The 11,897-nt window shown below is 42.0% G+C and carries 10 protein-coding genes; 3 read left to right on the top strand and 7 right to left on the bottom strand.

Going from position 1 to position 11,897, the window contains the following annotated elements:
• Positions 1-148 precede the first annotated feature (148 nt).
• Both A5875_RS22045 and A5875_RS22040 read right to left on the bottom strand, forming a co-directional pair.
• Positions 149-757: a hypothetical protein gene (locus A5875_RS22045; protein ID WP_088935699.1), complete on the bottom strand. Its 609-nt coding sequence runs from the start codon at positions 755-757 to the stop codon at positions 149-151.
• A gap of 238 nt (positions 758-995) precedes the next feature.
• Positions 996-1,637, bottom strand: a complete 642-nt coding sequence (locus A5875_RS22040) for a type 1 glutamine amidotransferase family protein (RefSeq protein ID WP_088935698.1) — start codon at positions 1,635-1,637, stop codon at positions 996-998.
• A 125-nt stretch (positions 1,638-1,762) separates the two neighbouring features.
• Here A5875_RS22040 and A5875_RS22035 point away from each other — a divergent pair, with 125 nt between their 5' ends.
• Positions 1,763-2,692, top strand: a complete 930-nt coding sequence (locus A5875_RS22035) for a helix-turn-helix transcriptional regulator (RefSeq protein WP_088935697.1) — start codon at positions 1,763-1,765, stop codon at positions 2,690-2,692.
• A gap of 73 nt (positions 2,693-2,765) precedes the next feature.
• On the opposite strand, the gene A5875_RS22030 is transcribed toward A5875_RS22035, so the two are convergent.
• A complete protein-coding gene (locus A5875_RS22030) occupies positions 2,766-3,083 on the bottom strand; it encodes an ArsR/SmtB family transcription factor (RefSeq protein WP_088935696.1) in 318 nt (105 codons plus the stop codon).
• A 185-nt stretch (positions 3,084-3,268) separates the two neighbouring features.
• Between A5875_RS22030 and A5875_RS22025 the strand changes: the two genes are divergently transcribed.
• Positions 3,269-4,282, top strand: coding sequence for an NADP-dependent oxidoreductase (locus A5875_RS22025; RefSeq protein WP_176244796.1), 1,014 nt, complete (start codon positions 3,269-3,271; stop codon positions 4,280-4,282).
• A 45-nt stretch (positions 4,283-4,327) separates the two neighbouring features.
• On the opposite strand, the gene A5875_RS22020 is transcribed toward A5875_RS22025, so the two are convergent.
• A complete protein-coding gene (locus A5875_RS22020) occupies positions 4,328-5,005 on the bottom strand; it encodes a type 1 glutamine amidotransferase domain-containing protein (RefSeq protein WP_088935694.1) in 678 nt (225 codons plus the stop codon).
• Positions 5,006-5,207: 202 nt separating this feature from the next.
• Positions 5,208-6,560, bottom strand: a complete 1,353-nt coding sequence (locus tag A5875_RS22015) for an FAD-dependent oxidoreductase (protein WP_242551095.1) — start codon at positions 6,558-6,560, stop codon at positions 5,208-5,210.
• Between the two features lie 261 nt (positions 6,561-6,821).
• On the opposite strand from A5875_RS22015, the gene A5875_RS22005 reads away from it, so the two are divergent.
• The gene (locus A5875_RS22005; protein WP_088935691.1) at positions 6,822-8,324 is read left to right on the top strand and encodes a DUF1846 domain-containing protein; all 1,503 of its coding nucleotides are present in this window, start codon (positions 6,822-6,824) and stop codon (positions 8,322-8,324) included.
• A 192-nt stretch (positions 8,325-8,516) separates the two neighbouring features.
• On the opposite strand, the gene A5875_RS22000 is transcribed toward A5875_RS22005, so the two are convergent.
• Together A5875_RS22000 and A5875_RS21995 are read right to left on the bottom strand one after the other, a co-directional pair.
• Positions 8,517-10,316 carry a glycoside hydrolase family 2 protein gene (locus A5875_RS22000; RefSeq protein ID WP_088935690.1) on the bottom strand — a complete coding sequence of 600 codons (1,800 nt, stop codon included), beginning with the start codon at positions 10,314-10,316 and terminating at the stop codon, positions 8,517-8,519.
• 20 nt (positions 10,317-10,336) lie between these two features.
• Positions 10,337-11,836 carry an MFS transporter gene (locus A5875_RS21995; protein ID WP_088935689.1) on the bottom strand — a complete coding sequence of 500 codons (1,500 nt, stop codon included), beginning with the start codon at positions 11,834-11,836 and terminating at the stop codon, positions 10,337-10,339.
• Positions 11,837-11,897 lie beyond the last annotated feature (61 nt).

Genomic DNA, 11,897 nt, shown 5'->3' with positions numbered 1-11,897 from the left:
AAAATAGACAAATACTACTAAAGCAACGATCATTATTCCAGAATTCGTTGCACCTGTCACACCCATTACACACCCAGCAATTATTGCTAATACAATAAAACCGATTATTCTAACCCGTAAATTTTTCAATTATTTACTCCTTTAAATCTCATACCGCCACAAAAGAGTTCAGCATCTCTGTAACAAGGTCCCCGTTTTTATCATAAAATGAAGGAAAGGCTATCAGATTTACAAGCGCATAGTCGGATTCTGTCTCCAGAAAATAAAAGTTCATTTGTACATTTGCGCCCTCATAGGTACCGGTAAAATTATACAGATAGCCCTCGTAATGTGCTGTTTTATAGGCTGCTTCACTTACGGTTTCTTCCTTTATTTCAATCTCTTCGGTTGAGACAAACTGGTTTTTTATCAAATCTTTGAACGCAGCTAAACTCTCAAAATCTGTCTTTTTGAACCCATAGATCATCAAGCCTTGTACCTTATCCTCATCTTCTGCATTAAAAGATAATTCTTCATCAGGGATGATCTCCCAACTGTCTATCACTTTCATTTTGTAAGGCGTTCCTTCGACATCAAAATCGACCTCCTTCAATTCAATCTTCTTTTCAGAAGAAGAAACTTCTGGCGCGGATGCCGTTTGTTCTGTTGAAGAGGCTGATGCTGTACCTTTTTCTGACTTGCTCGTTTCTTTTGTGCCGCCAGAACCGCACCCTGCTAACATAACTGCCATTACCGCAAAAACAATCCACTTTTTCATTCATTAATCTCCTAACACGTTTATTTTGACCAACATTGAAGCGATGGTTACAAAACTCCTTTTTATAACCGATGTTACTTAATAACAGATTAAGGTTGCGAAACGGCAAAGTCAACATAAAAATAACTTTTTACCATATTTTCGGCGTTAAAAAAAGAACAAGTTAATTAAAATTTACCAAAATAAAAGAACAACGTGAAATCACGCTGTTCTTTATATGCTATTTTGTTTTATCCAACTAGTTTGCTTCCTCATTAACCGGCAAGGTTTGCATCAACGCATAGAAGTATTCCGGCTTGCCAGTATTGAAATAGTCATACCACGCGTTTAATGTATCCGTTTGAAACACATCTGCGCGCTCGATAATTTGTTTGGCCCATTCCAAAGCGCCTGTGGGACTGGCAGTAATAAGATTGCCGTCTGCTACTGCTGGCTGGTCTACGTAAAATTGCTGGCCTTGATAATTGGGCGCAAACATTTCAAGAAAGCCTGGGCCATTACTGGTATGGGGGCGATTATCCAACAGCCCATAACTGGCAAGGGCTGTCGTAGCGCCGCAAATTGCGCCTACTGTCGCACCTGTATTAAGAAACTCGCTGGCTTTTTCCAGGATCGCAGTATGTTTTGGATCGTTCCATGTATCTGCCCCTGGCAACAGCAGCATATTTTTTTCATCTGCCACCATGTCAGCAATCAAGCAATCAGGTACGATCGTCATTCCGCCCATAGTTTTGATCGGCTCTTTGGAAGAACTGACCGTTTTCAGCGCCACAGACGGTCCATCCTTTTTGAAAAAGCGGCCAGAATTCAGCTCCGCCGTCACATATCCTAATTCCCAGTCAGCTAAAGTATCAAGAACATAAACATAAATAGTATTCATTGTTTTCCTCCATTTTCGTTGTAAAAGATTGGTTGATTTGTTTATAGTATACCTAGCAATTGTTGACAGCTGTATGGCAACAATCTACAATTAAAAAAAGATCTTTTAGAAAAGGCGGTTTTTTGATGAAGGTTGATCGGCTTGTCAGCATCATTATGGTACTTCTTGATAAAAAACGAATCGGGGCACAGGAATTAGCAGAAATGTTTGAAGTTTCTCCCCGCACGATCTATCGCGACATTGATTCGATCAGTATGGCAGGAATCCCGATCCGCTCAACCTCTGGCGTGGGCGGCGGTTTTGAGATCATGGAGAACTACAAGCTTGATAAAAAGGTTTTTTCAACGACTGAGATTTCCACCCTCTTGATGGGACTTTCCAGTCTTTCAAATGTAATGCGGGGCGATGAGCTAGTCAATGCCCTTGCGAAGGTCAAAAGTTTTATCCCCGCCGACCAAGCCAAAGACATTGATGTAAAAATGAACCAAATCCATATCGAGCTGACTCCTTGGATGGGCAATCAAAACATCCAGCCTTTTTTAGAGCTTATCAAAACCGCTTTGCAGGAAAACAAGCTGCTTGCCTTTGATTATGTCAGCCACCGCGGCAATAAAACCGCGCGAACCGTCGAGCCTTATCAGCTTGTCCTAAAGGGAAATCATTGGTACGTACAAGCCTATTGCCAGCAAAGAAGTGATTTTCGCTTATTTAAGCTGGCTCGTATGTCTCGACTGAAGCTACAAGACGAAGACTTTACGCCGCGCGCATTTCAAAAGCCGCAGTTGGAATTTTCGGATATTCTGACCACGCTGCAGACCGAGATCACACTGCGAATTCATCGCTCGGTCATGGATCAGGTGCTTGATTATTGTGCCTTTGAACATTTTACGCCAGAGGACGAAGACCATTACATCGTTCGTTTTCCTTTTATCGAAAATGACTATCACTACAATATTCTTTTCAGCTTTGGCAATAAATGCGAGTGCTTAGCGCCGCCGCATGTGCGCGAGGAAATGCAGCGCAAAGTTCGTGAGATTGCGGAGTTATATGATTGAACCACAAAAACCTTTCAGCGATTCGTTGTTTCGACCGCTAAAAGGTTTTTTAGTTTATCCATGAAACTGACGCTTACTCCCCAGCTTTCTTTTCAACATCCGCTTCTAATGATGCCGTCAGTCTTTTCAACAGATCCAGTGTATTCCCCATATTGGCTTGATAATATCGCTCGGTGCCGATCTGAGTTACCGCCAAAATTCCCGCGCCTAACATTAGCTTTAAATGATGCGATATCGCTGGGCGTGATAATGACATCGAGTCTGTGATCTGATTGACCGTCATTTGACCATTTTTACAAAGCATCACCAGAATCTGCTGCCGCTTCTCATCCTGCAGCATCGTGAAAATCGGGATACTCTCTTTAAAAATATCTAATGTTTGTTCTGCCATTGGTCCTGATCCCCTTCATGTTGCCCTTATGTTTATGATTTTAAACTATTAAACGCTAGATCGGAAAAATTGTCAAGAACGATCCGTTGACATTTTTAAACCAATAAACTAAACTCAAATCCGTAATCGTTTAAAAGGTTAAACGCTTAAACTCAAACGCTGGAGGAATAAAGATGAATAATACAATGAAAGCTGCCGTAATTGATTCTTATAAACAACCGATGCCAGAAATAAAGGATGTGGCGCTCCCAAAAGTTCGCCCAAATGATGTCTTGGTCAAGATCGTCGCGGCCAGCATCAATCCCATTGATCTGAAAACAAAGGACGGCGGACTTAAAATGCTGCTGAAATATGATATGCCGCTGATTCTGGGGAGTGATTTTGCCGGGATCATCGTTGAGGTAGGTGAACAGGTGAATGATTTTGCTATCGGCGATGCCGTTTATGGTCGTGTTCAGAAGAACCGGATCGGCACCTTTGCGGAATATATCGCAGTTGACACAGGCGATATCGCTCTAAAACCGAAGAATACTACTTTTGAGGAAGCGGCCGCAATTCCGCTGGTTGGACTCACTAGCTATCAGGCTTTGCACGACATCATGAATATCCAGCCGGGACAAAAGGTCCTGATTCAAGGCGGCTCTGGCGGTATTGGAACGATCGCCATTCAAATCGCTAAGCATCTAGGCGCATACGTGGCGACTACTACTTCAGCGAAAAATTTTGAACTGGTCCAATCATTAGGCGCCGACTACCCGATTGATTACCGAACGACTAATTTTACAGAAGTCCTTTCCGATTATGATTATGTCTTTGATACGCGGGGCGGAAAAGCGTTGGAGGATGCCTTCGACATTGTGAAACCGGGCGGAAAAGTCGTCAGCATCTCCGGCTTACCCAACTATCGCTTCGGGCAAGAATACGGAGTGCCTTTATGGAAAAAGTTAGGCTTTCGCTTTGTGACTCGGAATATTACTAAATTGGAGAAGCAAACAGGCGCTTCCTACACCTTTCTTTTTATGAAGCCAAGCGGTCCGCAGCTGGCCCTACTAGGTCAGTTGATCGAAACAGGCGTGATCAAACCAATAATTGATCGCGTCGTGCCCTTTGCTGATATCGAAGAAGCCCTCACCTATTCACAATCCGGTCGGGCCAAAGGAAAAATCATCCTGCAAATAACCGATGATCCTGAAAAATAGTCAAATAAAGGGTCCCGACAAAGTTTATGCTTTATCGGGACCACTTTATTTGATTTCATTTAGTAATAATTTTGCTACGGCACGTACGGAAAAAGGGTTTTGACCGGTTAACAGCCGACCATCTTTTATCGCATATTCACTATAAAAGCGTTTCTTCGAGAATTTGGCTCCGCGAGCTTCCGCCACCTCATGATTTAGAAAGGGCACGACCGATTTCTTGCCGGCAAGAATTTCTTCCGCCGTCGTGAAGCCCGTGATATTCTTTCCCGCGATCAGATACTCGCCTTGTTCATTCTTAATATTGAACAGTCCTGCGATTCCATGACAGACCGAGCTGATGTAGCCGCCATTGTTATAAATGGTTAATGCCAACTTCTGAAGTTCTGGATTATCTGGAAAATCCCACATCACGCCATGACCGCCTGTGTAATAGATCGCTGCATAGTCGTTCGGATCGATTTGATCAGGACACAGCGTATTTTTCAATCCACGATCAATAAAATCCTGACTTTCGTAAATCCGCATGATCGATTCATCCGTATATTTCATGCTTCGCGGATCAAGGGGAACAAATCCGCCCTTTGGACTAACGAAATCTACCGCTACGCCATTTTTTTGCATTTCATCAACAAACTCCGCCGCTTCACCCAGCCATAATCCGGTCGGGCCCTTCGTTCCTTGATAGCGCGTGACATTTGTTTCAACAATCAATACCTTTTTCATAGCCTTCATCCCTCATCTATAATTTCCGTAACATGATCAAGCAGGACTTTAACAGTAAAAAGTCTGCCGAACTTATCATCCGTTCATGTTTTTAAACCATTAAACTATCGAGCGATGATTTTGTCAATTTATCTTGCTTGGTAAAGGCTGAAAGCTGCATAAAAAAGCCGGAGGAACCTTCCCTCCGGCGTAATCGTTTGTTCTATTTTTCTTGTTCCAGTGCTTTTAACCCCGCCATATTAAGCAAGTTCCACGGCGTGTCAAATTCTGGCTGGAAGAAGAAGTCCGCGTAAGCGAGCTGTTCGATGGTGAATTTCGTTTGGATGGCGATCGAGATCGCATTGATATTAGCAGTCAGATCTTCTTTCGACATGATTTGTCCACCTAAAATCTCATGAGTCGCTGGATCATAGACTAATTTGAACAGCATCCGTTCTTTTCTGTCTGCTGGAATAAAGTCCATCAACGTATCTTGATCCAGTAACACGGATTTCGTCTCAATCTTCAAACGGTCTGCCATTTGATCGTTCAAGCCAGTTGAGGCAAATTTATAATCAAAGACCCGCAGCGCAGAGGAGCCTTGCACACCTGGGAATGGATTGTTTGCTTCGACTAAATTTTTCGCAGCATAACGTCCTTGGCGACGCGCATTTGTTGCCAGCGCGATATTGACGTCTGTGTTCCCCGGATTGTATTTGATCAAGGTAGCATCGCCGACTGCAAAAACATCTTCCGCACTTGTCCGCATATATTCGTCCGTTTTGATCATTCCATTTGGATGCATCTCCACGGCGTCCTTTAACCAAGCGGTATTCGGTCTAACACCTGCTGACATCACAACGAGTTCAGCCGGATATTCGCCTTTATCTGTCACGACTTTCGTTACTTTTCCAGCATCACCGATAAATTCTACGACTTTTTCTTCCATCGCTAAATGCATACCGTTGTCGGTCATTTCTTTTTCTAAAATATCAGTAAAATCTTGATCCAAGTAAACACCTAATGGACGAGTGATAATATCCACGACCGTCACGTTTTTTCCAGCCATCGCAAAAGCTTCGGCCGCTTCGATCCCGATATAGCCGCCGCCAACTACAACAACATTTTGGATATCTGGATCAACCGAATGCAATTTAAGGTCGATCGTATCTTGACGCCCGCGCATCGTTTCGATATTTTCCAGCTCATGACCCGGAACAGGCAAGATAAATGGATTCGCCCCAGGGCTTAAAATCAATTTGTCATAGCTTTCCTTGCGAGTCTCCCCGCTGATGTGATCCAAGACTTCAACTTCGTGTTGGTCAGGCATTACTTTGGTAATTTCTGTATTTGTGAAAACGCGAACCCCGCGTTTTTCCATCTCTTCGGCTGTCATGTAACGAATTGAATTAACGTCTTTCACGACTCCTTCGAGATACATTTGCGTGCCTCAACCCATAAATGAGACAAAATCGCCTTTCTCGTACCATTGCACTTCCGCATTGGGATGAGAAAGGAGTAATTCTTCGACTGCTTCATAGCCGCCGTGTGAAGATCCTAAAACGATAACCTTCATAAAAAATCCCTCCTATCATTTGATACCCTTCCATTGTAGCGTACTTTCAATGGGAAAAGACATATATTGGCTCATGGTGAAATGCGAGCCTCTTTTCAGGATGGAATTATCAAATCAGAACGCTTCTTTAAAAAGAAAAAACACTGCGATTTTTCATTGACGGATGAGGCATTTAATGAAAGAATATTATGGATTAGTTACGGCTTATAATATTACGTCTGTTTTTAATGCAACGCACTCTCAATGTTATGGAGGAAGTAAATGAAGGAACTAGGATTTGATTCAAAAAAATACTTAATCGAGCAGTCTCGCTTTATTTTGGAACGAGTAAATCAATATGACAAGCTCTATCTGGAATTTGGCGGAAAATTGGTCGACGATAAGCATGCCAAACGAGTGTTGCCGGGATTTCAGGAAGATGTCAAAGTGAAGCTGCTTCAAAAGCTCAAGGATCAAGCGGAGATCCTTATTTGTTTATACGCTGGGGATATTGAACGAAATAAAATCCGCGGCGATTACGGCATCACCTATGATATGGATGTTTTACGTTTAATTGACGAATTAAGAGGCTATGATCTGCTGGTTAATAGCGTGGTCATCACCCGCTACAATAATCAGCCGGCGACAAATGCCTTTATCAACAAACTGGAACGCCAAAATATCAAAGTCTACAAACACGAAGCCATCGAAAATTATCCCTTGAATGTAGACAAAATTGTTTCCAACGAAGGCTTTGGCAAAAATGAATATGTCAAAACAGAGAAGCCGATCGTCATCGTGACCGCACCAGGAGCAGGCAGCGGTAAGCTGGCCACCTGTTTAAACCAGCTTTATCATGAGAGCAAACTGGGGAAAAAAGCCGGATATTCAAAATTCGAAACCTTCCCTGTCTGGAATGTTCCATTAAAACACCCATTGAACATCGCTTATGAAGCAGCAACCGTCGATCTGGGAGACGTGAACATGATCGATTCCTTCCATTTAGATTATTATGGAGAGATGGCGGTCAACTACAATCGAGATGTTCAAACATTTCCAGTAATCAAACGGATCATTGAAAAAATCACCGACGAAGAATCGATTTATAAGTCCCCCACAGATATGGGCGTGAATCAGGTCAAAGCCGGTATTGTAAATGATGCAGTCGTTCAAGAAGCTTCCCGGCAGGAAATCATTCGCCGATTTTTCCAGACAGAGTGCGATTTCAAAAAGGGGCTGGTTGATGAGGAAGCCGTAAATAGAATCAATTTGATCATGGAAGAGATCGATTTGAAGCCAGAGGATCGGACGGTAGTCGCTCCGGCTCACGCATATTCCGAAAAATTAGAGTCCTTGTCAAAAGAATCTGCCGCTGTAATCGCTTTGGAGCTCCCTTCCAAAAAAATCATCACCGGCAGAACAACTTCATTGATGGAGGCTTCCGCTTCAGTCATCTTAAATGCAATAAAGGTTTTAGCTAAAATTGATGACGACATTCATTTATTGTCGCCGATCATTTTAGAAACAATCAAAAATTTGAAAAAAAACGAAATGCATATGAAAGATCACATGCTAGATATTCGTGAAGTATTACTTGCATTAGCCATTAGCGCCGTCACGAATCCAACAGCCCAGTGCGCTTATGAGAAGCTGGTCGAGCTTGAAGGCACTCAGGCACATTCGACGGTGATGTTGAGTAAAGCCAATGAACAGTCCTTTAGAAATTTAGGGATCGATATTACCTCAGCGGCAGCTTATCCATCCGAGCAGCTGTATTATCAGTAAAAGACACTTTGGTTAGGTGAAGATCGCTCACAAAAAAAGCTTTGCCAGTTCCACTTCTCACTTTATCGGGATTAGCGGGATGGTGCGCACGCTGAATTATACTTTTCATGATATCAAGCACACAAAATACTACCGAAGAAGCGTAGTATTATAAAAACCCTGCAAGTCTTCAAAAGACTCGCAGGGTTTTCGCTAGTTTTTAATCGTCAGCTGATCCGCTTGATCGTTAATTTTTTTGATTTCTTCCAATGGACATTTGGCTTTTCGATCATAAGTAAGCAGCCCGTTGATTTCCTGTTCAACATCTGTCAGCTGGGTATAGCAGTAGCCATGTAAAGCTTTTGATGCATAAACAGCGGCCATGATTCTCCCATAGTCGGCGATAAATTCTTCCTCTGTCTCAGCCGAAGTATAACCCCAGCCCTCCTCTTTACCAACTTCAAAGCCGACACCGCCAAATTCCGTCAGCAAAATAGGTGCATCCTGATGTGAAAAACCATTCGCATAAATAAATCGGTTAGCAGACATCGAATCTACCAATCCTTCTTTTGTTCCGATAGCTTCTTTAAATTGCTGGTATTTTTCCTGTTCATCTGCTTGACCGTGTGCGTAATTATGAATCGCACAAATATCCGTCTCCGTCATTTCCCAACCATCATTTGAAATGACTAAGCGGCTAGTATCTAAAGAATGGATCGTGTGATACAACGCCAACGAATGTGCCTGCTGCTGCTTGTTATTGCGGATATCAGGAACACCCCAGCTTTCATTCAGCGGGACCCAAGTGATAATCGATGGATGATTGTAGTCTCTTTTGATAATCTCAAACCATTCTTGGGTCAACCGTTGGATTGCAGTTACACTAAAGGATGGCGCTGAGGAGCATTCTCCCCACACCAGAAAACCTAGGTGATCCGCCCAATACAAGAAACGAGGATCTTCAACCTTTTGATGTTTCCGACAACCATTAAAACCCATTTCTTTGGCTAAAATAATATCCCGTTTAAACGCCTCATCATCAGGTGCGGTCAATAAGCCATCTTCCCAATACCCTTGATCTAACACTAATTTTTGATAGTAAGGTTGATTATTTAGATAGACCATCCCTTTCTCCGTATGAATATCTCTTAATCCAAAATAAGAATCAACTTTATCCAGTGTCGTTTCTTCGACTATCGCAAAGGAAACTTCAAATAAATTAGGATGCTCGGGTGTCCACGACCAACCATAGCGGCTGCCATGGAAATTATGGGCAAAAATATTGTTTTTGTATAGGCTAAATCCACGATCAAAATGGCTTTCAGTTAACAATATCGTTTCTTCGACTAATTTCTTCCCCTTAAAATTAATCAGAATTTCTAAATGCTTTCCCAACGATTGCGGTGTCACAAAAAATTCCATCGTTACTTTAGCCTCTTGAACATCCGTATGATACTTGACTTCCTCAATGCGGCTTTCAGCCACCGGCTCAATCCAAACCGTTTGCCAAATTCCGGTCGTCCGTGTATACCAAATCGAATCCGACTCTTCGCGCCAAAATTGCTTTCCTCGCGGAATCGTTTCGTCTTGTGAAGGGTCTTCCACCCGAACAGTGAGCCAGAGCTCTTTTTCTTGCGCATAGCGTGTGATATCGAATTCAAATGGGGTCTCGCCGCCTTCATGACTACCCACTAGCTGTTCATTAATATAAACTTGACAACGGTAGTCGACCGCACCAAAATGCAGAATTAAGCGTTTCTCAAGAAAAGACTGTGGAATCTCCAGCTGTCGTTTATACCAAACTACATCGTGAAAGCTAGGATCATGAATCCCGCTTTTTTCCGTTTGATAAGCAAATGGTACTTCTATAGTCAATGGCAATTGATAAGCTGGCTGCTGCCAGTTTTCCCTCATCCCCCTGTCGTCATCATCAAACGCAAATGCCCACTGACCGTTTAAATTAATCCAGTCTGCTCTTTCAAATTGGGGTCTTGGGTATTCTGTACGATACATACTATTTCCTCTTTCTCTACTTATTTCAATCCAGTTTGAGTAATTTCATTCTGCAATTGTGTCATTTGATTCTCTAAATTTTGGGCTAACAGTGTGTCTTCTGCCTCTAAGGCATCGGCCTTTTGATATTTTTTGTCCAGATAACGGACAACTAACCGGTATTCATCTTCGGTATAACGAATAAACAAGCTAAAAATGAATTTAATGATATTGCCCAGAATCGGCAATAATAAACTAACAAAGAAAATCCCATTTGCGACTGCAGTTGTTTGTTGTGCAGCACTTGGATTGTAATTGATTAGTGTCAAGGCAAATCCTGATACACCTAAAGCGATCGCCGTTTTTAATTTTCCGGAAAATGTTTGGAAACTAAAGACAATCCCTTCTGTCCGTTTCCCGGTTTTATATTCGCAGTATTCGACACATTCGCCAATCATGTTTGGGATCAAAGCCGAGGTTAACGTTTGTAAAAAATTCAAAGCGACAATGACTGCAAGTACTACTGTTACATTGGAATAGCCGAAAAACAAAAGTGGTAAACGAATCAGCGTATCCAAGATTAATTGTGCCTGTAAAATACGCTTTTTCTTAAAGCGCCGAGTTAAAACTGGATAAAGCACCAGCATTCCATAAGCAAACAGCGAGAAGAACGTTACTGTCGATTGATAATCGATATTCCCTAAATTGACAATAAAGAAATAAGTTAACAAGGCATTTTGCAAGTCCCAAAAAACATTTGAAATAAAGATTGAACAGATGACAAACAATGGACGAGCAGTCCGAACCGTATTCAGCATATCTTTGATCTTTACTTTTTCAACCGAAGCATGACGGCGTTCTTTCGTTCCCAGATATCCAAACAGCATCAACGGAAAAGTTAATAAAGCAATTGCCATAATCCCATACGGCAACCCTGCCATAAAGGCTTCATTGCCAAAGCCATTCACACCTAAAAAATTGTGTCCAATAAACTTTGAAAAAAGCGGGACAACTAGCGGCGGAAACAAAAAGCCTAATGAAACACCAGTATTTGCAACCGTTACCGCCTTTGATCGCTCTTGCGCATCATTGCTCATAACAGTAGATAACGACCAAAAAGGAACATCGCTAATGGTATAAACCATTCCCCATAAAATATAAGAAATCCCAGCCACAGCTACTAAGACCGAGCCTTTTAAGTTCCACGGAATAAACGTTACGATCGTGGTTAAAACAATGAAGATCGAAATCCATTTCATCCAGATTCGAAACTTTCCTTTAGGTGAATTCGTATAGTCAATCAGTGCCGCCATCATCGGATCATTAATGGCATCCCAAACTCTAGCGATTAAAAATATCACTCCCGCGATGGATGCGCTGATTTTTAAATAGTCCGTATAGAAAATCGTCAAATAAGTGCCTACCATTGCATAATTTAAAACTTGACCAAACCCATAACAGAAATACGCTACCAACTCTTTTGCAGAAATTTTTTGAACCACTACATTTGTTTCTTCTCTTGCTTCTTCTGCCAATTCCATTAAATAAGCCTCCTTAAAGATTCATTTTTTTTGTTTCAATTCAATTATTACGTTTCTTTAT

Origin of the sequence: Enterococcus sp. 3H8_DIV0648 (assembly GCF_002140655.1) — a bacterium.
Taxonomy (GTDB): Bacteria; Bacillota; Bacilli; order Lactobacillales; family Enterococcaceae; genus Enterococcus_A; species Enterococcus_A hulanensis.
This window is presented reverse-complemented; position numbering and strand designations above follow the sequence as displayed.